The organism is Emticicia sp. C21, from assembly GCF_003418935.1.
In the GTDB taxonomy this organism is placed as follows: domain Bacteria; phylum Bacteroidota; class Bacteroidia; order Cytophagales; family Spirosomataceae; genus Emticicia.
In genome coordinates this window covers 23,047-46,598 of record NZ_QVMT01000001.1, presented here as the reverse complement: position 1 = coordinate 46,598, position 23,552 = coordinate 23,047, and the positions used below count along the sequence as shown (strand labels likewise).

The window sequence follows — 23,552 nt, the reverse complement described above, 5'->3', positions numbered from 1 at the left end:
TTAAAAATCGTGGCACAAAAAAGTGCTATATCCAGACCAGGGTACAGCACTCTTCTTTTCTACTTATTTTTCTAATAATGTCTCATGGCTATATTAATAAGCCCCTGCTAATAACTATAAATAGATATATTCATGATTCCCATTTTTGAGGAAAATGAAGAAACATAACGTAGACGTTCTTTTTCTAAAAAATCCTTGAATTTTTTGAGTGAACTCATGGTTGGTTCACCATCAACCTTGATTTTTATCATCACAAAAAAATCGTTACCAAAGGTATTCTGAGCCATCAATTTGCTCAATTGGAGTGCTTCTGATACCTTACTTTTGAGATTAAAAACAGTTGCCATCAGTGTGTAGTTAGGAGATTAAAATTGAAGAGATGCTTTTATCGTACAGATAATTAAGCTGTAAATGATACAGCCACTAAGTTTACAGGCTATTACCTAAGAAAACAGACAGTCTGTTAAACTGATGAACGAAAATTTTTCCAGGCTATTTTATTATGCAAGGAAAGTTACAATATATTCCTCGAATTGTCAAAATTTTTCTTAAAATATTTAGGAATGCTTATACGTTAATTAACGGTTTTACTACAGTAGTGTAGTATTTCATAGCCTTAAAAATGAATTGGAGTAGTGTATTTAAAAAAAACTATAATAAGTATTTATACTTATATAAAAAATCACTAAATATGTAGTGCGTATTAACCTATTATAAGAATACTTTCTACAGTGGCTGATTATCACTAATCAAACCTTTCTGTTTTCATGATAGAGGCTATTAGTTTATTCATTAAAAATTGATTTTTTGTTAGTATATTTGAGAATTAACCTGACTTTTAGCGAAACACTTTAAAAGCTACCCATCAATTTAAACAGTACCAATGCCGGAAATATTGAAAATTGTATTAGCCGACGATGATGAAGACGATAGAGACTTCTTTCAGGAGGCAACCCAACTCACACAAATACCCATTTTGCTGACAACCGTGAAAAACGGTTTAGAATTGATGCATTTACTGCAAACTTCAGATAAGTTTGACATGATTGTATTAGATGTGAATATGCACCTGAAAAATGGTATAGAAGCACTGGTAGAAATCCGTGCTGACAAAAAACACAGAGATACGTTTTGTGCAATTCTGACTACTGCCAGCAATAAACATTTAGAAGAAGATACGATTAGCAAAGGAGCAAATATATTCAAAACAAAACCATATAATTTTGATGAATATGCCGCTAATGTAAAAAGTATTATTCAGGCGTATCAGAACACCTTGCAGTCTTAATAATGTAAGTGTATTGGAAAACTAGCTTACTCGGTCTGGACAGGTGCTGCAGCCTCTTTTTTGTCAAGTACGATTACTATTTATGAATTTAGTATTGATAACCTGATAGATGCCAAAAGAAGATAGATTAGTGGCATATTTTTATAAATCAGAAGTTGGAGAGAAATAAAGAGTTGCATAGCTTCTGCAAAAAAATCTAGTTTAATAGTTACATTTTCTACTAATAACTTAAATTTGTTTTTGGCATACACTCAGAAACTCTTTGATTTAAATTTTTTGAACAAAACAAGACTAACTCAAACAGTTTCTTATTACCCTAAAAACCAATTTAATGAAAAAAAATCTGCTTTTTCTTCTAGTTCTGATTGCTTCCTGCAAAAATAAACCAACACAAGATCAACAAATCAAAGGCTTAAGCGAATATGCAGTAGATGTGCCAGGTATTCAGACTTTTTATGATAAAAAAGGCGTACTAGCCGATAATGGCATGGTAGCTTCTGCACATCCGATAGCCTCACAGGTAGGAGTTGATATACTAAAAGCAGGCGGCAATGCCATTGATGCAGCTGTGGCTACTCACTTTGCTTTGGCAGTGGTGTATCCGTGGGCAGGTAATTTGGGTGGAGGTGGTTTTTTGGTATACCGTGATAAAAAAGGCGGTACCTATACACTCGATTTTCGTGAAAAAGCCCCTATGAAAGCTCATCGTGATATGTACCTCGATGCCAACGGAAATCCAATTGCTGGTTTAAGTATCTTAGGGCATTTAGCCAGTGGTGTTCCGGGCTCTGTAGATGGGATGGTAAGCATGCACGAAAAATTCGGTAAGCTCTCATGGAAGAAAGTGGTGGCTCCGTCTATTGTCTTAGCTGAAAATGGAATAGTGTTAACCGAAAGAGAAGCAGTTGGATTAAACAGAGTGAAAGCAGATGTAATGAAAGTAAACGCCACTGATTCGCCCTATTATATCCGTCCGGATAAACAGGCGTGGAAACAGGGTGATACGTTGGTTCAAAAAGATTTGGGTAGAATATTGACTTTAATTCAGGCAAAAAAACGGGCTGGTTTTTATGAAGGCGAATGTGCCGACCTATTGGTAAAAGAAATGGAACGTGGCAAAGGAATTATCACGCATGAAGACTTGAAAAACTATCATTCAGTCTGGCGTCATGCCATTGTTGATCAATACAAAGACTTTAAGATTATTACCATGCCACCCACCTCAAGTGGGGGAGTAGCCTTGATGCAATTAATGAAATTTGTAGAGCCATATCCGTTGAAACGCTGGGGTTGGAACTCAGATTCAACAGTGCAGGTAATGATTGAAGCCGAACGTCGGGTGTATGCCGATCGTGCAAAATGGTTAGGCGACCCTGATTTCGTAAAGGTGCCTGTAAAAGAGTTGACAGATAAAGGATACCTGAAAAATCGTATGAGTGATTTCTCATTTGCAAAAGCCACAGATAGCAAAGCGATTAGTAGCGGCGCAGTGCCAGGCTATGAAAGCAATGAGACTACGCATTATTCGGTGGTAGATAAAGAGGGGAATGCAGTATCTATCACTACCACTCTTAACGGAGGATTTGGCAGTAAAGTAGTTGTGCAAGGTGGTGGATTTTTGATGAACAACGAAATGGATGATTTCAGTATCAAACCAGGTGTACCTAATATGTTTGGTCTGATTGGCAATAAAGCCAATGAGATTGTACCGGGTAAACGCATGCTTTCATCAATGACACCGACTATTGTGGAGAAAGATGGTAAATTATTTATGGTAGTGGGGACTCCCGGCGGCTCAACTATCATTACTTCTGTTTATCAGACGATTTTGAATGTATTAGAGCACGGTATGACCATGCAACAGGCGGTTAATGCCCTGAAATTTCACCACCAATGGTTGCCAGATAATACAACTTTCGAGAAAAATGCTTTCAGTGAAGCAACTATTAATAACCTGAAGACTAAAGGTTATAATCTTGTACCCATGGTGGGTTCATTAGGTCGTATGGATTGCATCATGCTTCGTCCGGATGGTAAATTAGAAGGCGGCTCTGACCCCAGAGGGGATAATACGAGTGTAGGGTATTGATTTATTTAAAGATATAGAGAAAGCAAAGCTGTTTCATGGCAGCTTTGCTTTTTACAAAACACTATATTTTTAGTATTTGCTGAGTTAAGTAAAATCACTTCACAAATTCAATTCCCTCTATAGTTTCTAATCTTGCAATAATTCCCCAGCCATAAAAATCATTGGCAACGGCAATCAGTAGTTCATTTTCTCCTTGCTTTAGATTAAGATTTACTTTGGCATTCTGGATTGAAATGCGGCCCTCCGGATATTTGCGCATAGGTGGTTGCAAATAAGTATTCTTATCTAAATACACCATTTGGTTATTCAAAAATATCCATACATCATCACTAAAACCTAATTGCATGACATTCTTCTGATTTTCAGTAGCTTTTATTTTAGCTTTTAACCATACTACTTTTCGGGTATTATTACCGCCGAACTTTCTGGTAAGGTTAATCATTCCTTTTCGCTCGGCTTCAATAGTTTCTGTAAATGCTTCTGGTTTAGGTAGATTTGCAGGAGTAACTTCATTACCTGCTGGTAAGTTTGTTGGTTTTGTCAAAGACCAGTTTCGCAGATATTGCGCATCATGGTCAGTTAAATCAGGACCTGCAATACCTGATAAATCATCTGTCATATTAGGCTTTATCTGCATATTAGATACTACCATTCCGCCATCCAAAGCTATCATTCCCTCTGTAGAATTACCCTCTAGCTTTAGAATTTGTAATGCCGGACGATTCATGTCATTTACATACACACGCATTTGCTGGCCAGAAACTACCATTTTCAAATGATTGACTTTATCAGCTTCAAAGAATGCCGGAGCCTGATATTCAGGGTAAATATCCCACATATTTACCCCACCTAAAATAGGGCAATATTGAATACCGTCATTAGCAGTAGGTTTATTTGGCCGGGCTCTTATATAAAAAATCTCGGTATCATTTTTTTGTAGATTTCCTCTGAAATATACTGTTGGCGATGACCCCAAAGTCATTGGCGAAGCAGGCTCAAAATCAAACTCGATAATACCATTTTTAAATGTCATATCCTTTAGCAAAACTGCTCCCTGATTGCCTTGTTTAATGCGCATGACTTTCGTACCATTTTTATCGAAAAACTCAACTTTATTTTCTTTAAACTCCCATTTTTCCGGAATAAGCTTAATAGTATAATCAACCGGAGCCGAAGTATGATTTTGTGTTTTGGTTTTGGTCTTTTGGGCAAAAACCACATTGCTAGTACATAGAAGAATAATCAATAACTTTTTCATATTTGCTTGATTTTTTGCAGCAAATAAATGAAAATGATGTTTATATCAGGTGTTCAAAGCAATATCAAGTTTGTTCAATTCGGAGTCAAGAGCAATATGAACGAGAATTTTTTCACAAGTGCATTGATATGAAGATTTTGATTTAAGAACAGTCTGTTGCATTATCAGGGATTTGCTTTTTTAAAAGCATTAAACTCACTGGTTAGGCTTACTAAAGATGGATTAATCCTGGATAGGGTAATAGGAATGCTTTCGCCAGTTTTATACTGATTATATACTTCTTTTTTTACTTTCATAACTTCGCCATATGATTTGCCTCTAAACTGATATTCAATTTCAAAACCGCCTCCCATAGCATATTTGTCGGTAATTTTTGCAGAGCTCTCGTATGGGCTATTCATAATCATTCCCAGCTTGTACTCATGGTACTTGTTATTTGTAAATTTGATCGAGTAGACCAGCGTTCCTAATAACAGGAGCACAAAGAGGCCCACTACACACGCCAATATTCCAGACGAAGAGAGTTTAAATGTCATCAATCCAATTATTTAGTAGTCAGAATATTCTTTTAATCTATTCGTCTAAAATTTTATACCAGCAGAATTTAACAACAGCGTTATTAGGCATAATTTCGTCTTTATTAATGTACTTGCTATAAACTATTTACTAAAAATAATGGTTATTTAATCCATCAATGCTTAGTCAATAGTGCTGTGGCAGTCGCACTTTAACAACAAACTTAACTTATTACCATAAATTCACACTTTATGCGCATCGACAGCTATTTAGCTCGTATCAGCTATCCTGATTTCCATCAGCTAAGCTTAACAAACCTTTTTAAACTTCACCAGTTGCACGTATATAGCGTTCCGTTTGAGTGCCTGGATATTCATTTAGGTATGCCTATATCTTTGAATGTGGAGTCTATTTATAAAAAGGTGGTCAATTACTTTCGTGGAGGATTTTGCTACGAACTGAATACTTTATTCAATTGGTTACTGAATCAATTAGGTTATGAGGCCAGTATTATTTCTGCGCAGATTGTGAATGATAATCAGCCCGGCCCTCAATATGATCATATGGCTATAAGAGTAAGACTGGAGTCTGATTGGCTGCTGGATGTGGGGTATGGAGATTTATTCATCAATCCAATTGAAATTAAGCCTGATGTAGTACAGTTCGACGGAGCAAATTATTTTTTGATTAAACAGGTAAGTGAAGATACATATAGTTTGTCTATGTCAAGCACCGGAGCGAACTTTAAAGAAAGGTATGTGTTTAACCTGTCTGATGCTCCGATTGAAAAATTTGAACCACAATGCGAATTAAAACAAACGTCGGAGGACTCTCATTTTGTAAAAAATCTGATTTGTACTAAGCCGACAGAAAATGGTAGAAAAACCATTTTTAATAATAAGTTTTTAGAAAGAAATCATACCGGAAGACATTTTTTTACTTTCGAAAGCGAGGTTGATTTGGTGCAGTGCCTGAAAGATGAATTTGGAATTGATATTAAAAAATATCAGGAAAGATTGGCAGATATGTTTCAATTTAGCCTATAAAGTAATTGTCGATTTTCAATTGCAGATTGTTTAGTACATTCATTCGACAATCTGCACCGTGCAACGAACCGATCTACAATCGACAATTATCTGATTTTTCTTTTCCAGAAAATTACTCCACCCAGTAGTACCAATAAGACAACGATATCTCGGACTACGATAAAAGTTCTATCTGAAGAAATATCATAACCACTTGAAAATAATGAGATGGTAAGCGTCAGTTGTATGACCAATGCTACAATAATTACCCATTTTAATATATTGAGAAATATTTTCATGTTGATTTTAGCGGCTAATTTAAGCCTATTCTTAATTCACTAATCAGTAGATTTTCTACTCCTTTTCCAAAAAAATAATCCTATTATTATTACAATCAAGATTATAACATTTATAGAAAAGATATTAGTGGTTTTTTGAGGAATTTGATGGCCACTTCCAATAGCCATAAACCACCAGAGCAATTGCAATGCAAGCAAGACAAAAGCAATTCCTTGTAAAACTGTTAGTATGATTCTCATCGAAGCAGGCAGTTATAATGTTAAATCAAGCACAATTATATTATAATATCTTTAAAAACAAAATCATTCGGGATTTTCAGAATCCCGAATGATTTATTAAGATTTAAAATGTATTTTACTCTTTTATCTCAAATACGTAGCTACCGCTCTTAAGAGTAATTCTCGCTTCGCCATTTTCGTAACTTGTTCCATTATTTTGTGTAAGCGCTTTACCACTTTCACTGATTTGAGCTAAGGCCTTGGCTGGTAAATAAAGTGTAGCTGTAGTATTTGGAGGTATCGTAGTTTTATAAATCCACTTACCGATTTCATATTTCCATTCACTATTGATTCTTCCATAAATACTGTCATAATAGCCCTTAGCCCAGGTCATTTTTTTGTCAGGGTCAGGAGTTGGTTTTAATACAAACTGTTTGAAACCTGCAACCTCCGGACTGCGCTGGATACCCAAAGAGTAATTATACATCCAGGCTGCTACTGATCCAAATGAATAATGGTTGAATGAGTTCATACTATTGTTACCTCCAAATCCATTTTCAACAGTATAAGAATTCAAACGCTCCCAGATAGAAGTAGCGCCATTGACAACCGAATATAACCACGATGGATAACTTTGCTGTTGAACCAATCGATAGGCGGTTGCATTATGGCCATTGTCGGAAAGTGCCTGCATGATAGAAGCAGTACCAATAAATCCAGTCATGAGCGAATAGGAGGGACGTTCCACGCCACTATCATCTTTGTTTGGTCTTGCAATGCTTTCATTCAGATTTTTGATTGCATCAGCTTTATTAGCTTCATTAAAAACGCCTAATGCCAAAGGAATAGCATACGAACCTTGCGTATCAATCACTTGTCCTTTATCGGATAGTTGATTTGCATTGCGCTCATTCGGTGGCCCCATAAAACCGGTTTTTATGCCTGATTTGATGGTTTTATGTGTTGTTTTATCAATGTATATATTGTTGAAATTTTCCTTAACTCTATTATGCTGAACCATAAATTCTTCAACATCGCTAATTTTGCCTAAAAGTTTGGCTGTTTTTGCCATTATCTCTATATCATACGCATAGTAAGCCATCCAGAAAAGTGTATTGTCGTTTTTATTACCCTCTGGGCTCAACCAGTCACCTAATGGGCCTTCGTTCAGAATGCCTTGTTCATTTACTTTGGTTTTCAGGAATGCCATATAGCGTTTCATAGCTTCATAATTTTCTTCCAGAATTACAATATCTCCATATTGCTGATACGTTTCCCACGGAACTACAATACCTGCGCTACCCCAAAGCGTGCCTCCAAAACCACCACCAACGGGTGCTACATCAGTAAACCGACCAATCTCTGGTTGAATATCCCTCATTCCTAACATATGTCTTCTTAAAAACAAATCTGCATCGGCTAAATAGGTTGCACTTCTAGAAAACACCGAAATATCTCCAGACCAACCCATACGTTCATTACGCGCAGGCGTATCAGTCGGAATCGACAAGAAGTTACTTCTTAACGACCAGGTGATATTCTGCCATAATTTATTCACCAAATCATTGGAGGTAGTGTATGATGATGAAATTCCGGTAATAGAACTCACTACCATTCCCCTAACTTCATAGATTGGAACAGCGCTGGCAATACCAGTGATTTCAATATAACGGTAACCATGAAAAGTAAAGCGTGGCTGTATTGTTTCATCGCCACCTTTCAGTGTATAAGTATCTGTAGTCAAGGCAGCTCTGATATTTTCCATCATAATCATGCCCTCATTGCCCTTATAATCAGGTAGTTTGGGATATTTTACTTCGGCATAGCGTAGCGTAATTACCTGCCCTTTTTTACCATTCTTGATTTTTATTTGTGGAAAGCCCACCATGTTCTGTCCCATATCATAAACAAAAACTTTCGGGCGTACTTCTTCAACCGATTTGGCTGTGAGTGTCATCACGATACTTGGGTTTTCACCCATTTGCCCTACAATTTTCAGATTACTGTACTCTACCTGAGTTCTTCTACCACTTGGGTCTGGTTTTTGGTCAATATAAGCGGTGCCTTCCAAGGGTACTTCTGTAACCTTATTCCAGTTCTTATCATTATAAATGGCAGTTGACCAGCCTCTAACAGCCTGTTCTTTGTTTGCGTCATAAAACTCTCCCTGAAAAAAACTACCATAGCGAATAGGACCATCAGTAAATAATTTCCAGTCTTTGGTATTAGAAGTTATGGTTTGTTTGCTACCATCGGTATAGCTGATTACCAGCTTACACAAAAGTGATTGACGGTCGCCAAAGTAATTCCAGTTTTCACCCGAATAAGTAATATTGCCCGACCACCAACCTTCACTCAACCATGCGCCAATACCATTAGGTTTTCCTTGTTGTATATCTTTAGTGACATCATATGTCTGATACATCTGATGCTTGTTATACTGTGTAAGCCCCGGATTAAAGTAATCGTTACTGATGCGCTTGCCATTGATATACATTTCATAAATACCTCTGGCGGTTACATATAACCTTGCACCACGAATAGTTTTATTTGTTGTGGCGAAAGTACTCCGCAACATCGGAGCTGCATTACGGCTTGGGTCAGCTAATATCAAGGCGTTACCACTTACTTTATAGGCATTATTAGCAATAGTTAGCTTTTCATTATTAAAAATACCCTTATAAGGCTGCGCATGAAGATTTTCGGAGAAGAGAGGGTTAGATGGCAAACGATAATTTCGGATAATTAAACCCGAAAAATAGGCAGTCTGATTAGCATTAGTCTGAAAACCAATATCAGCCAGCATCGGGAAACTGATGTAGTTGTTTCCTTTTCCAACAGGATTCAGGTTAATACCATTGTTTCCGAATGGAGAGGGCGCTTCTGTGGTCTTTTCTGTAATTTTATTTTTACCATTAACGTAAAAATCGAATAAGCCAAAGTTACATTCTGCCACAATAGTATGTTTATCATATTTATTAGCCTGATTGATAACAGTCTGCGGAATATCCAGGCTTTTAAATGGCTTGCCCTTAGTATCAGTTTTATCATATCCAACCCGATAGATATTGAGTTTAGCCAAGTCATTTGGGGAGTCAGATACACCCGAGATATCTAATTCAAGTGTAATATAATTTTCGCCTTTCCGTGTTTCAACGCCCATTAAATTCAGATCTTTGTCCATCAAACGGGCGTCATTACCACCAAATACAAAGGCAGCTTTGGTGCTGTTGGTGCTTTTATCCAACTGAATACCAAATTCAAACTTAAATACTGAAAGTGCATGTGCATTCAAAACTAAGTCTTCGGAACTGCCGCCAATCCATTGCGCGCCATTCCATGCCGATATATCAGTATTCATGAGCCCGGTTTCGAACCAGGCAGTCTTGGAAACTACTTCATTGAAATTATCCCATACAGTAAGTTTCCAGGTATAATGGGTAGTAGCTTGTAGGGGCATGCCCTCATAAGCAATGCCATGCGAAATGTCACTACTTACTTTCTTTGAATCCCAGACTTTTTGGTTTTTGTCATCAGTTACTACAATTTGATAGGCAATTTGTACATATCCTCTTCTGGCATCTAAGGCTTTCATTTGCCAACTGAAATGAGGAGTGGTGATATCAATGCCTAATGGATTGGTCTGGTAATCAACCTGCAGTTTTTCTAAAGAGATTTTGCCAAAGGACAAAGTGGTACACAGCAAAATCAGGAATAGGGTAAAGGAAAGTTTTTCTTTCATCATAGGGGATAATTTTATTAATAATAGGCACAATTGATTAGGGAGTAAAATAAGAAAAAAAAATGAATGCAGCATTCATGGAGCAACCCGTGTGAAGATAAATGATGTATTAGTGCATGATGAATTAGCGGATAGGGTAGAGGAAGAGGAGCGCATAGGGGTTGAGGCAGGGCGAATAGAGAAGGTCTTATTTATTTTTTGGATAATCAACTTTCCTTGTTCCATTCTCCTTTCTACTTTTCCAATACCACCGGAAAAAAACCCCAATCTTTGGTGAGGTTTCTATACGTGTTCACTTTTAGAGGTTAGTGCAAACCTTAGAGTAAAGGTTGTTCCGACATCAACAGTACTATCTACGTCGATGCTTCCGCCCAGGCTTTCCATTTGTGATTTAATGAGATATAAACCCAGTCCTTTGCTGTTTGGGCGGTCGTGGAAACGTTGGTATAAACCAAATACTTTTGACTTATGCCTTTCTACATCAAAGCCAATGCCATTATCACTAAAAGTCATGATTATACCGTCTTTTTCCTTATGAGCCTCGATATTGATTTTAAGTTTTCTGTCATACGACCGATATTTGATAGAATTGGTTAACAGATTCATAAAAATACTTTCGAGATAGGTTTCATTAAAAATTATTGTAGGGGCTTCTGAAAAATTTACTTTAATTTCAGGTGCTACCTCTTCAATTAAATTCTTCAACTGACCTTTTACCTGCGTAAATATCTGACCGAAGAAAATCTCTTTTTGCTCAATAGAATCACTGTCTCTGATAATCAGAATTTTCACCAGATCATTAACTGTATTATTCAGCTGAATAGTTGATGCCTTAAAACCATCAATCATCGTTTTTAAAGTTGGGTCTTTAATGGGCATATCCTCTAATAAATCAATAAAACCCATCAGGTTTGATAATGGTGCTTTCAGGTTATGAGAGGTGATATACGAGAAATTCCGTAAGTCGTTATTGTTTTGATGGAGCGTTTTTATTAACTGTTCGCGTTCCATCTCCTGATTCTTCCGTTCGGTAATGTCTCTGTAATTGATAACAATAGCGCCAACAGTAGGTTCGTGTAAAAGGTTCTGGCAACAGGCTTCTAACCATTTGTAGGTACCGTCTTTGCTTAGGCTGCGGTATTGAAAATTTTTGGTTTTACTTGGGTCTTCTATCACATCAATAAATGCCTGAGATACATTTTCCAAATCATCGGGATGAATCAGGTCATATCGTGCCTGACCAATCATCTCATTGTCATCATAGCCTGTAATTCGTTTGCCAGCAGGGCTTATTTCAAGCATTACGCCATCTATTGACATCAGGCTTAATCCATCGTTACTATTCTGCAACAGACTCCTGAAACGTTTTTCATTGTTTCTGATAGCATCCTCTGCTTTCTTTTTGTCTGATACATCGCGCGCGATTTTAGAGGCTCCTGTAATGTTTCCTTTACTGTCTCTGATAGGTGAAACCGTCAATGAAATATAGATTAATTCACCTGTTTTCTTTCTTCTTTGGGTTTCGAAATGTTCTACAGATATTCCCTGATTTATTTTGTCAAAAATCTCTTCTTCCTCGTGTAAACGATTAGATGGAATAATAATACTGCAATTGTTGCCAATAGCTTCTTCAGAAGTATAGCCAAATAATTTGGCAGCACCTTTATTCCAGGTAACAATTTTATTGTCGAGAGCCTGACTAAAAATAGCATCTTCTGAAGAGTTGACAATAGAAACAAACATGGCTTGCTCTTCTTCAAAACGCTTTCTTTCGGTTACATCTTTAAAATTGGCTACTATTACTTTTATATCGGGCACATGCAGCATATTAGTAAGCGTCCCTTCCAGCCATATATACTTACCATCTTTATTCTTTTTTCGGAATGTAATAGAAACAGGTAATTCAGGTATTTGAAATACGTGTTTCAGTTGCGTGATCGTGTGCTCCAGATCGTCTGGATGGATACTGTCTAATATATTATGTATCTCGTCCTCTCCGTTAGTATAACCAAATGCCTTTTCAATGGCCGGGCTCAGGAACTCTATTTTGCCTTCTATATCAAACAGAAACAGCATGTCATGGCTGTTTTCAAGAATAGACCTGAAACGCAACTCACGTTTTCTTAATTCCTCTACGGCTAGTTTACGGGCAGTAACGTCGCGCCCTGTTACACAAATACCGGTTACCTTTCCCTCTTCTTCAACAGGCCTTATTGAAAAGTCAATCCATACTTTGCCATTTTCTTTTTCGTACAAACGGTCGAATTGTATACTTTCTCCTGAGAAAACTTTTTCAAAGAGAGTGACAATCGCTTCTTTTCGGTCGTCTTCTATGAAATTCAGTACATCTTTACCGATTGCTATTTCGTTGGCCGTATTGAGGAAAGCAAATGCTCTGGCATTGCTGTTAAATGCTTTTACTTTACCATGTCTATCTATTAGTAAAAAAGCTTCTGAAGTATTTTCGAAAATGGTTTTCAGATTGGTTTCAGATTGTTTCAATTCTTCGGCTGCCTGTAAGCGCTCAGTAATGTCGTGATAATTAGACACAATGGCGTTTACGTTCTCATCATGTAATAAATTGGTAACACAACCCTCCACCCAGATAAAGGATCCATTTTTATGAACAATCCGATTGAGACGTGGAATTGATAAGCCAGGCGTTTCCAATAACCTTTTGGTTATTTCTACGGTTTCTTCAGCCTGTTGTGGGTGCATAAATATCATATTGCGCTTGCCAATCACTTCTGATGGATGATAGCCTGTGAGTTTCTCAAAAGCCGGACTTACATATTGTATATACCCTTCACTATTTGATAAGACAATAATATCAGCTAAGTTTTCAACCAATGCCTGAAACCTTTTTTCACTTTTTACTGCTTTTGCTTCGGCAGTTTTCCTGCGGCTTACATCCCGGTAATTAGACACAATAGCAGATACGTTCTCATCATTCAATTGGTTTGTAATTACCCCCTCTAACCAAATATAATTGCCATTTTTGTGCTGAAACTGCATCAGAATAGAAAGCGGTACGTTAGGTCTGTTCAGACTTTCCGTGAGTGTTTTTTTTACTTCAGCCAGGTATTCAGGATGTATGCGAGACTTTACAAGGTTTTGGTCACTTAATACTTCATCTAAAGAAAACCCTGTAATGCGCTCAAAAGCCGGGCTAACGTACTGAATAATGCCTTCTATATCTGATAAGATAATAATATCAGTAGCATTCTCAACCAATGCCCTGAATCGTCTTTCATTTAATTCAACTTTCTTCTCAGCATTTTTACGAGCCGAAATATCACTGATAAATGTACCTACCTTTATTGCATTATTAATATCTGTATAGAAAATCGAAGAGAACTCAATTGGAAAATGCTCGCCATTTTTACGAATACCGATGGCTTCCCCTTTCATTTTGCCTGTTTTTTCTCTTTCTGCCAGATGATTAATAAATCGATTATCTGAATGGTCTATTATATGTGTGCGGTTGAGCTGCTTAAATTCTTCTAAACTATAGCCAAATATTTCAACAGCGGCACCATTGACATCAATAACAGAGCCATCATAATTACTAAAGAAAAAAGCATCTATTGAGTTTTCAACAATCGCACGGTATTTATCTTCGCTCTGACGTGTTTCTAATTGAGCTTTGCGGGTTGGAGTTACATCAAAACATGAGACAAAAACACCTATAATATGCTTATGGTTATCATAGACAGGTTTATATTTATTAAGTGTTGAATAAAAGGTATTATCAGGGGCAGGAATTGCCACTTCTACTTCAAGTGTTTCGCCTTTTAATACCTGCTGGTAGATATTCCTGGCAATTTCAATTCTTTTAGGAGGGGCATAGTTAAGAATATTCTGCCCTTTGATGATTTCTTTGCCTAAATAGTAGGTATATTTTTCTTTAAATTTATTATTAAAGTTGACAATTTTTAAGTCAGCATCTACTACTACAAAGCTCTCTTCGGTATAATGCAGTAATAAGTCCTTACTATCCAGAGGCTTTTCTTGCCAATGTAAATTTTTAGCTTGCTGCTTTTTAGAAAATCGATTCTCTAATATTAATTCCTTGTTACTCATAATAGCTCAAAGTTGTTTCATCTTTTAAATACCATTATAACCTACCCTGAAATGTGGATATATAATAAGTATCTAAGTTATAGAAAAGGTTAAGTATCTAGCAATTAGTAATAAAGGAGGTGAAAAAGTAGCAGGAATAATAAGACTGATGTATTATATGGTTATATTTTTTAAAGCGTTTATTGTTAGCGGTTTTGATAAATAGTCAATAATCATTGGGTACTTATGCATTTTGGCTTTTTCTTCCGGGTCTGTCGATGACGAAAGAATGATTATCTTGGTTTGATTGAATTTTTTATAAAATGTTTTAACAAATTCATCTAAAAAATCCCATCCACCCATAATCGGCATATTCAGGTCTAAAAAAATCAGTTCAGGATAATCTTCTTTGGCTGTGCTCTCTGATAAATCACCATAGTACTCCAGGGCCTCTTTGCCGTTCATTTTTGTAATAATCTCTTCAGCAAAAGATGCTTTACTCACTATTAATTTAATCAAGGTTAAAGTAATTTTATCATCGTCAACACAAAGAAGTTTTTTTATCATAAGTATATAAGTAAGGTATGGGCTAAGTCACAATTACTTTGTAATAACTCTTTTATTGCGGACTAATTATTTATAAAACTTTAAAAATACCAATAGCGCATGGTTTTTACGAATAAGACAGAAGATTACAACAAAGTTATTTTAATGTTAAAATAGCAAAATCAATGCCAGCTTTAGGCTAAAATCAAGAGTATACATACCGATTTATTAATTTCTAAGGAATTTCTAATAAGTATAAACTATTGTGTTTTCAGTATATTTATGTGTATAACCTATGCTGTTTTAACTTATTTAGAAATAGTAACAGCTAACTCCCAGGTTTCGGGATTAAACGAGCAAAGACAGTTAAGCTGTTTCGCTTTTAGTGAATGAATCAGTTTTTTGAGTTTTGATGAATGCGTTTTATGGTCGAAAATAACAGTCAGGCTATTGCCAATAGTATTGTCTGTCATTTGTACATAGATAATTTCATATTCATGCAACGTATGTATAACATTCTTTTTAAGATGTGTGATTGATTTCATGCGTACATATTTAAAAAGCGGCATGGGTTGCTTATTTAGCAAAAGTTCTAAGGTTTGCCTGAGGCAAGTGTAGGTAATAAGGTGTAAACTCAACCAAAAATAGAAGATTGAAAAGAGGTTATCAAGCAGAAGAGACTAAACTTATTAAACGGAGGCATTCACAAGAAATCGTGCTTCAAAACACAATCTCCTTAATTAAGGAAATTAACGGTTGAATATCGAAATACTAATCGTTTGAATATGGGAAGGAATTGAAACCGACGATTTGAACCGAAGATGCTGCGCTACTAGTATATTACTTAAATTTCTTAAGTATTCAGGCATTTCTTCGTCATTAGACATAGAAACCGTGATACCCGCATCATGTTCAACAATTTCTTCAGGAATGATATGACTGCTTTCTAAGGCATGATAGACAGTGCTTTTAAACTCTTCATATGATTTCATGGCAGTATAATTTAAGTAAAGGGAAATTATATCACTAAAGTGATTTATAGGTATCGGGAAAGAGAATTTTAAAGGATTATAATCAACAGGATTATTAGGAGGGGGCCATTAGTCTTTTACAAATGTAAACTATTGTTTAGACTTTTCCTAGAAAAAAATGTTAAAAATATCAACAAAAAGCGAAATTGACTTTGGCTCTACTTTAAATGGCTGTTTAAACATATTATCAGGATTTTAAAACCTGAGATAAAAATGCTCCAAATATCATTTGGCGCATTCCGTAACTTTTTTGATATATTATATCTTAAGCTAAATCAATTTCTTTTGTAGTTCCCGACGGTTGGTGTCTTAATAATTTTGGTGTTTTCATTTTGATATATTATCAGGAATATTCTAATTTTGTTTAAAGCTATTGTAATGCTTTGTTTTCTTTACCTCTATTATCTATCCCATCTTATAAGTGCTTTTCTCGATATGACACGTCCAATGAATGGTTTTTTAATTAGAGACCGCTAAATAATATTGGCTATGAAAAGAACGATAAATGGTTTAAGAGGTGAAGTAACGTTTATGTTAGAGAAATACGATTTACTTCATGAAGAAATTACCCCCAGTACTACAAAAGATGGGGTAACTATCACTCTCACGCGCAAAAATGATTCACGCAAGTTTCAATACTTTATTCATTACCTGAATACAGAAAATATAGATTACTATGCATATTTCTGCCCCATTGTGAAACGCATTAAAGTGAATATATTCCTGGAATAGACTAATCTCATTTATTATCTTTTCTACTCGTAATTTTCATGAGGTCCTGGGTATTTATTATCGTAGAACTACTATCCTTTAGATTTCAAGCTTTAGCAATAGCAAATAAATTTAAAATATCATTATCTTGCGCGAGTTGTGAACGGATAGGAGCTATGAAATAATAGAATTAACAGCACCAATAAAATGGATGATTTCCTGAAAAGTATAGAGAAGAAAATAGTTAAGTTATCTTTTAAACAGCAGGTTTTATTTGCCGTGCTAACCTGTGAAAAACTCTTACCTAATTACAGACAGTTCAGCAATATTGAAAAATGGGGAGATATAGAAGTACTGGAAGAAGCCATTGTGATGATATACCAATATCTGCAGGATATTGAGCTAAATGATACAGAATTGGATGGTATTTATGAGAAAATTACAGAAATTACTCCAAATGTAGAGCAATTTAAAGGAGATCTGGCTTCTTATGCGTTAGACGCTTGCTCTGCTGTATCAGATGCTGTAGAGTTTCTATTAAGCGAAGACCAGAGTTATCTCATAAATATTGTATCCATAGCTCAGGAGACAATCGATATGTTTGTACAAGAATCAGAAGACTTGGATATTACGGACGAAGATTTAGAAAATAAAATTGCACAGAATGTTTTTGTGAAAAGAGAATATAAGCGTCAGCAAGATATTCTACGCAAATTGTTGGGAGCAGAGATTAATTTACCTTTTATATCAGCCATGAGAGATTTTAATAATGAAAGCGGTGCCATAATAGAACTTTCATCGGTAACTTGATTAATTCAGCTCATTCGACAAGCTGCTTGAAAAAATAATGACCAAAACCGATCAATTATCTATTATGCCGGTATCGTACTTACTACTTAAACCCTTATCGTTTGCCAATAGTGGTTCTTCAATAAGAATAGATAGAAAGATATTAAAAATCGATAGTTTAAATGAATATATTGATAAGGTTGAAATAAAAGTTTGACTCTTATTTCAATTTTATTAAGAGGCTTTCTGTGCCTGTGTGTTTCATCTCAATAGTAGTATTAAAAACCATTACTTTTATATCTCCGTCAGGGGTAACGGCTGTAATTACTTCTTTACCGTCTTCAAATGTAATAACAACCATTTCTTTTCCATTCTGGTCTTTTCTGATTGCAATTGTGGGATTCATAAATGTAAAGTTTTGTGTGAATGAATACTTAGTAATAACTATTAAGCCTAAGATTTGTTTGAGGAGATTTGGAAATTCTTAATATTGAATTTCACCTACTTAGAACTCTGTGTATAAACAAAATAGCCTCAACTGTAAGGTTGAGGCTGTAATCTATCAGAAGTCTCTTAAAAACAATTACTAGTCAGCCCATTGGCATCAAAGGTTGTTGTATAAGTGCCTTTTTTAGCATCATATGATACCACCAAAATTAAACCCACCTTTCCGGCTCTTTTAGGAGAGCAATATTCAAACAGATAATAACTGTTAGCTTCTCCTTTTACTACTCTGGCTAATTCAATGAATTTAGCTTCCAGTTCGTTTTTATTTTGAGGGAAAACTGCCCCATTTTTACCAATAGAAGTCAATACGGGTTTATCAATTTCAGTACCTAAGCCGATGGTAAATAATGATATTTTAGCGTTAGCTTTGCTTACTTTGTCTAATGCTACTTGTTTAGAATAGCGCGCCGCCTGATCAGTTCCGTCAGTGAATACAACTATAGAAAACGCTGAGATATAACTCTCTTTCTGTAAATCTTTTAAGCGCTGCTCAGCTCGATCAACCGATTTGATAACCGCACCATATAAATCAGTCGATGGGTCTTTCGAGATACTCGCACTCAGGTTTTGCACTGCATTGGTTAACTGACTTTTATTAGAGGTAAAATCAACCAATGTATTCAATTTATCTTCTCCATCAAACCAGGCGATACTCACCAGATATGAATCATCGCCTGAGGTAGTAATGATATTATTGATAAAACTAATAGTTGAGCTTTTAAGCTGAGTCAGGGCGGTAGAGGTAACGCTGGCACTTAAATCAAGCACAATCAGCGTATTATGTCTGAATTTCTGCGGGCTTGGTGAAAATTGCTTATTGGCCTCACTTTCAGAAATGGCATTCGCACATTCGTCATTAGAGCCTTGCTCATATACTTTAAAATTTCCTGTTGTTAAACCTGAAACTGGTAGAAACTTGCTTGAATTCTCGTTTACCTTCAAAATCATACTTAATTTGCTACTGCCGGGTACAATTTTAGGCGCTGAAATAGCCGTGATAACCAGGTCTTCGTAGAAAATATCAGGACAATTGCGGTTGGGATCTTGTTCGCATGAATTAAAAAGGAAGGCACAAATGATTAGTAATCCGCCAAGGAAAATCTTCTTTGTCATGGTGAAAATAGGTTTTATTTAGTATAAGCACGTAAAAGTCTTGCAAATTAAGTATTTCTATTGGTTGGTCTTTGCATTTCTAACGAAAAATAACTGCAAATGTGATAAGGTGAGAAGAATATTAAATTTATGATACAGGTTGCCTATTTGATATAAAGACGATTAACTAACAGATTTTGAGCTTCTGATAGAATTTAATTTTAGGGATAAATAATTGACTTTCACCCTCTTAATGTTTTTTTAATTGGTAGTCTCGGCTTGATTCGATAAGTTTGAAAAAGTTTAGAAGATAAAATCATTACCGGAAGATTTGTTTGCCATATTCTTTTAAAAATAAGGTGGCATTGAAGATATAGTCTGAAAAGATTGAAAAAAACTTAATAAACGTACGCTTATTAAGCCTGTTCGTTCCATAGGACAGTTAAATTGTTAATTGTTTGATTAAGGAAATACCTCTGCTCATGGCGGAGGTATTTTTATTTAAAATAAACTCCTCTGCCATAATAAATCTTGTCATTCACTAGAAATCCATTGTCTGAATCTCAAGGTATTTCCGCTAGGGTCTGTTACATAAAACTCTCTTGCACCCCAGGTTTGGTCTACCGGGCCTTGGTGAACCGGTGAGTTTGGCTTACCAGAAATATTCAAACCTCGATCAAGATAACATTGAAACCTTTCGTCAATATCAGTAACAGGAATATTCACCACACTACCGTAGAGAGTTTCACTTTCATGTTCGGTTAATTGTAATTCAGCGCCATCATTGATTAAATCTACTACCGGATCATCAGCCGTTTCTTCCGGATATTTCTGTTTGAAATCTAATACCTTAGTATAGAAGTCGATAGCTTCCTGCATATTACGGACTTTGAATAGGGGGATGAGTTTCATGGGTGATTGGATGAGTTGGTGACTGATTTGTTTTCAGATAATGTTGCTGATATAAATTTATTGAGAATTCCTTTATTCTAAAATGCCTCTTTATCCAAATTTATTCTCTAATTGTTTTCGGGGATTTGTGAGATTTTATTTTTATCATATATAAGTATTGTATCAGTTATTAATCAACCAAATTAAAAATAGTCTCAATCTGAAAATGTAAACCAATATTTTTTGAAAGTTAAATAATATTGGTTTATATTTCGGGAGTTATCTTGTAAAACCTGAAAAATTATTAGTCAACAAAAAGTATGAAAAATCTGACTATTATTATCTTCTTACTATTAAGTACTATTAAAATATTTGCTCAAAATGATGCAATTTATTCATATCAGGGGAGTGTACTTAAAATTAAGCCTTCTCCGACTAAAGAATTCACGGAATGGATAGCTGCTAATAATGAGAAATTGGGCAAAGCTGCTCCGGCAAGTTCAAAAAAAGATTCCAAAGTGACTTTAGTATTTGTAGTTGCCAAAGACGGTAACGTGATAGACCCTAAAATCTGGCGAGGTATTGGACAGGGGTATGATGAATATGCATATAAATTAATAAAAGCCAATCCATTCAAGTGGATACCAGGAGAGACCTCGGGTAAAGAGATTGTAAATACAGAAGTTTATTACCAACTAGATTATATCAAGAATAATAACAGAATTATGACTAAAGATAATCATCCACTTGATTGAGGTGTTGGTTATTGAGCAACAAAAAAAAGCCAAGATTTCTCTTGGCTTTTTAATTTTCTGAGCCCCCAGCCGGGATCAAACCAGCGACCTACTGATTACAAGTCAGTTGCTCTATCAGCTGAGCTATGGAGGCATTTATTTCTGATTTCAGCGCTTCGTGTTACCGTTGTTCTGATTTCGTGATGCAAAATTACGGCTTTCAGCTATACTACGCAAGCGTTTTTTTGAAATATTTTTTAACAATTTCTTAACTCGTTGACGACCAACGAGTTAAGAAATAATATTTTTTTAATTAGCTGCTACAATGATTTTCAACTTCTGCTTCAACTCAGCCAATTCTTTTTCAGCGCCTTTAATCTTCTCTTCGTACTCAGTACGAACAGCAGCAGCGTTTTTAGAACGTGCAAAGAACTCGATATTGTTTTGCCATAAGTTGATATCGTCTTCCACTTTCTTCATCTTGCGGCGGATATCGTTTTCTTTCTTGTCCAGTTCTTTCGAGTTGCCTTTGTCGCCTTTCAAGGTTACGTCTACCTCGTTTTGTAACAGCATCTTCTCTTTTTCAGAGCCACTTACACCTGAGCTTGCTTTAACATAAGCATTAATGGCATCTACAAATCGGCGTTGAATGTTCTGCATTTCTTTACGCGGCACAAAACCTATCTCGTTATAACGAGACTTAAAGCCACCCAGCTTGCTCAAATCTGCCTCACCTGCTTTAGCTGCTGCTTCAATCTCATCGCAAAGGGCTGCTTTCTGTTGCAGATTCGCTTCGTATTCTTTTTCTACCTCGTTTCCTTTGGCACGTTTGCCATTAAAGAAGGCATCACAAGCTTTTTTAAAACGGTCGTAAATTTTATCCTTGAATTTCTCAGGTACATGCCCAATCGTTTTCCAGGTTTTTTGTAATTCCACAACTCTGTCTGTATTGGCAGGAGAGAAGTCGCCCGATTCCAATAAAACTTCCACTTGCTCGCACAATGAAGTTTTGGCTTTCAGGTTGCTTTCTCTTTCCGCTTCCAGTTTGTTAAAGAACTCGCCTTTATTACGGAAGAAAGTCTTTAAAGACGACCAGAATTCGCGGCTGATATCTTTACCTTTTTCTTTAGGCATGGCACCTTTAATGCCGTTCCATTGGTCTTGAATCGCCAATATCTCTTTGGTTTTGGCATTCCATTCGTTAATACTATCAGTATTGAAAGAGATATATGGTTTCAGATTTTCTACCAGACGAGATTTTGCCTGGAATATTTCTTCCTGCAAAGCCCCTGCCTGAGACGATTGCTCACGACGTTTGTTATGAATAATATCGAAAGCAGCTTTCAGACGCTTCCATAGTTCGTCTTGTGCTTCACGTTGTGCCGGGCCAATGTGTTTATACTCTTCCAGCAAATCATTTGCCTGACGCAAAGTAGTATTGCTCAGTCCGCTTTCTTCCAGAGTCTTGGCAATCGCTTCAATACGCTCTACTATTTCGGTTTTAGCAGTCAGGTTCTTCTTACGGTCAAGATCTTTCAATTCGTTCTGGATATGACGGATACTGAAATACCTGTCAACCAAAGCGTTATAAGCCGACCATAAAGAGGTATTATGCGGAGAATTAACGTTCCCTGCCGCTTTCCAGTCTTCCTGTAATTTTTTGAATTCCTGCCAGTTGCTTTTAGAACCACCTTGTTCTTCCTGCTCTACTATTTCACGCAAACGTTGCAATAAATTGGTTTTGCGTTCGAAATAATCTTCTTTCTGACGTTCTATTTTCTGGAAGAAATTGTTTTTTGCATCACGGATTTGCGCGCTCAATGATTCAAAACGAACGACATAATTGTCATTCTTGAATTCAAAGCCCTCGTTATTACCGTTATCTGCAATATATTTTTTCAATGCCTCCGATTTATCACGTGCTTTCAGGTCATCAAATATCGGTTTGATTTCCTTCATTACGTTGTCGGCATTTTTTACATCTGAAATATTTACGCCGTCAGCCTTAATAGAAGCCAATAGTTTCTCACCAAGGTCTACGAAATCCTTTTTAGAAAAAGTACTGTAATCAGCCTCTTCACCATGATGTCCAGTAGCCTCTTCTTCAATTAAATCTACAGTTTGAGGAAGCTCTTCAATCGCAGCTTCTTCCGGCTCAACAGGTTTTGGCGATACTTCTACCATTACGGTTGGGTCGTTACTTACAACAATTTCCTCCATCGGGCTTTCGTCTTCGCCTAAAATAGGTTTTGAGGTTTCATCAGTTGCTTCATCAGGATTGGTTGTGATGGCAACATTTTCAATAGGAGTATCCACAATATCCAAAGCAGCTGTCTCAGGCTCGTCAGTAGAAGTATCTACCGCAGAAGGTTCAGTTGTTGTGGATACTGGATTTTCTTGTGTGCTTTCAGCAACGGGCGCTTCATCTTTCACCTCTTTTGTGCTGTCTTCAACAGTTTCATCAGTCGAAGTGTCGATGGAATCTTTCGGTTCGTTCATAATTTCTTTAGAGTCTTGAGTATTGGCCGAAGCCTCTGCCTCTGTTAAAGACGAATCTTTCACTTCAGCAGCATCAGTAACGGGTTCTGCTAAATCCAATTCTTTATGCGTCATTTGTAATTGTTACGATTCGTAGTAACGTGGAATGTTTTCATTAGATTTGCAAATGTAATAAATATACAAATACTTTTGCCTAACAATCCACGCAGAGTAGGTCTAAAAATTATTATTCGGAAAAAAAGGTGCTTTTTCAC

The 23,552-nt window shown here is 36.2% G+C and carries 19 protein-coding genes and 1 tRNA gene; 6 read left to right on the top strand and 14 right to left on the bottom strand.

Features of this window, described 5'->3' with window-relative positions; translation table 11 throughout:
* Positions 1–107: 107 nt before the first annotated feature.
* The gene (locus D0T08_RS00210; RefSeq protein WP_116980561.1) at positions 108–347 is read right to left on the bottom strand and encodes a hypothetical protein; all 240 of its coding nucleotides are present in this window, start codon (positions 345–347) and stop codon (positions 108–110) included.
* Positions 348–883: 536 nt separating this feature from the next.
* On the opposite strand from D0T08_RS00210, the gene D0T08_RS00205 reads away from it, so the two are divergent.
* Together D0T08_RS00205 and ggt are read left to right on the top strand one after the other, a co-directional pair.
* On the top strand, positions 884–1,288 hold the full coding sequence (locus D0T08_RS00205; RefSeq protein ID WP_116980560.1) for a response regulator: 405 nt from the start codon (positions 884–886) through the stop codon (positions 1,286–1,288).
* Between the two features lie 331 nt (positions 1,289–1,619).
* Positions 1,620–3,377 carry a gamma-glutamyltransferase gene (gene ggt, locus D0T08_RS00200; protein WP_116980559.1) on the top strand — a complete coding sequence of 586 codons (1,758 nt, stop codon included), beginning with the start codon at positions 1,620–1,622 and terminating at the stop codon, positions 3,375–3,377.
* A gap of 94 nt (positions 3,378–3,471) precedes the next feature.
* Here ggt and D0T08_RS00195 read toward each other — a convergent pair whose 3' ends face one another.
* Together D0T08_RS00195 and D0T08_RS00190 are read right to left on the bottom strand one after the other, a co-directional pair.
* A complete protein-coding gene (locus D0T08_RS00195; RefSeq protein WP_116980558.1) occupies positions 3,472–4,635 on the bottom strand; it encodes a hypothetical protein in 1,164 nt (387 codons plus the stop codon).
* A 164-nt stretch (positions 4,636–4,799) separates the two neighbouring features.
* Positions 4,800–5,036 carry a hypothetical protein gene (locus D0T08_RS00190; protein WP_147322673.1) on the bottom strand — a complete coding sequence of 79 codons (237 nt, stop codon included), beginning with the start codon at positions 5,034–5,036 and terminating at the stop codon, positions 4,800–4,802.
* A 366-nt stretch (positions 5,037–5,402) separates the two neighbouring features.
* Between D0T08_RS00190 and D0T08_RS00185 the strand changes: the two genes are divergently transcribed.
* Entirely contained in the window at positions 5,403–6,197 is a 795-nt protein-coding gene (locus tag D0T08_RS00185; protein WP_116980556.1) for an arylamine N-acetyltransferase, read from the top strand.
* A gap of 86 nt (positions 6,198–6,283) precedes the next feature.
* Here the strand turns inward: D0T08_RS00185 and D0T08_RS00180 are convergent, their stop codons facing one another.
* The 6 genes from D0T08_RS00180 to D0T08_RS00150 all read right to left on the bottom strand — a co-directional run bounded on the left by D0T08_RS00180 (position 6,284) and on the right by D0T08_RS00150 (position 16,036).
* A complete protein-coding gene (locus D0T08_RS00180) occupies positions 6,284–6,475 on the bottom strand; it encodes a hypothetical protein (protein ID WP_116980555.1) in 192 nt (63 codons plus the stop codon).
* Positions 6,476–6,830: 355 nt separating this feature from the next.
* On the bottom strand, positions 6,831–10,439 hold the full coding sequence (locus tag D0T08_RS00170) for an alpha-L-rhamnosidase (RefSeq protein WP_229238871.1): 3,609 nt from the start codon (positions 10,437–10,439) through the stop codon (positions 6,831–6,833).
* 279 nt (positions 10,440–10,718) lie between these two features.
* On the bottom strand, positions 10,719–14,519 hold the full coding sequence (locus D0T08_RS00165; protein ID WP_116980553.1) for a PAS domain S-box protein: 3,801 nt from the start codon (positions 14,517–14,519) through the stop codon (positions 10,719–10,721).
* 153 nt (positions 14,520–14,672) lie between these two features.
* Positions 14,673–15,065 carry a response regulator gene (locus D0T08_RS00160; RefSeq protein WP_116980552.1) on the bottom strand — a complete coding sequence of 131 codons (393 nt, stop codon included), beginning with the start codon at positions 15,063–15,065 and terminating at the stop codon, positions 14,673–14,675.
* 287 nt (positions 15,066–15,352) lie between these two features.
* The gene (locus tag D0T08_RS00155) at positions 15,353–15,589 is read right to left on the bottom strand and encodes a hypothetical protein (RefSeq protein ID WP_147322672.1); all 237 of its coding nucleotides are present in this window, start codon (positions 15,587–15,589) and stop codon (positions 15,353–15,355) included.
* Between the two features lie 204 nt (positions 15,590–15,793).
* Positions 15,794–16,036 (bottom strand): hypothetical protein, encoded by a 243-nt coding sequence (locus D0T08_RS00150; protein WP_116980550.1) that lies wholly within the window; start codon positions 16,034–16,036, stop codon positions 15,794–15,796.
* Between the two features lie 528 nt (positions 16,037–16,564).
* Here D0T08_RS00150 and D0T08_RS00145 point away from each other — a divergent pair.
* The gene (locus tag D0T08_RS00145; protein WP_116980549.1) at positions 16,565–16,807 is read left to right on the top strand and encodes a hypothetical protein; all 243 of its coding nucleotides are present in this window, start codon (positions 16,565–16,567) and stop codon (positions 16,805–16,807) included.
* 186 nt (positions 16,808–16,993) lie between these two features.
* Complete coding sequence (locus tag D0T08_RS00140; protein WP_116980548.1) at positions 16,994–17,596, top strand: DUF416 family protein; 603 nt, start codon at positions 16,994–16,996, stop codon at positions 17,594–17,596.
* Between the two features lie 199 nt (positions 17,597–17,795).
* Here the strand turns inward: D0T08_RS00140 and D0T08_RS00135 are convergent, their stop codons facing one another.
* From D0T08_RS00135 to D0T08_RS00125, 3 genes are all read right to left on the bottom strand, one after another.
* On the bottom strand, positions 17,796–17,981 hold the full coding sequence (locus D0T08_RS00135; protein ID WP_116980547.1) for a hypothetical protein: 186 nt from the start codon (positions 17,979–17,981) through the stop codon (positions 17,796–17,798).
* 167 nt (positions 17,982–18,148) lie between these two features.
* Positions 18,149–19,195: a VWA domain-containing protein gene (locus tag D0T08_RS00130; RefSeq protein WP_116980546.1), complete on the bottom strand. Its 1,047-nt coding sequence runs from the start codon at positions 19,193–19,195 to the stop codon at positions 18,149–18,151.
* Between the two features lie 513 nt (positions 19,196–19,708).
* Positions 19,709–20,086 carry a glyoxalase superfamily protein gene (locus tag D0T08_RS00125; RefSeq protein ID WP_116980545.1) on the bottom strand — a complete coding sequence of 126 codons (378 nt, stop codon included), beginning with the start codon at positions 20,084–20,086 and terminating at the stop codon, positions 19,709–19,711.
* Positions 20,087–20,385: 299 nt separating this feature from the next.
* On the opposite strand from D0T08_RS00125, the gene D0T08_RS00120 reads away from it, so the two are divergent.
* On the top strand, positions 20,386–20,820 hold the full coding sequence (locus D0T08_RS00120; RefSeq protein ID WP_116980544.1) for an energy transducer TonB: 435 nt from the start codon (positions 20,386–20,388) through the stop codon (positions 20,818–20,820).
* A gap of 60 nt (positions 20,821–20,880) precedes the next feature.
* Here the strand turns inward: D0T08_RS00120 and D0T08_RS00115 are convergent.
* Positions 20,881–20,953 (bottom strand) — tRNA-Thr (locus tag D0T08_RS00115).
* 155 nt (positions 20,954–21,108) lie between these two features.
* Positions 21,109–23,412, bottom strand: coding sequence for a DUF349 domain-containing protein (locus D0T08_RS00110; protein ID WP_116980543.1), 2,304 nt, complete (start codon positions 23,410–23,412; stop codon positions 21,109–21,111).
* Positions 23,413–23,552 lie beyond the last annotated feature (140 nt).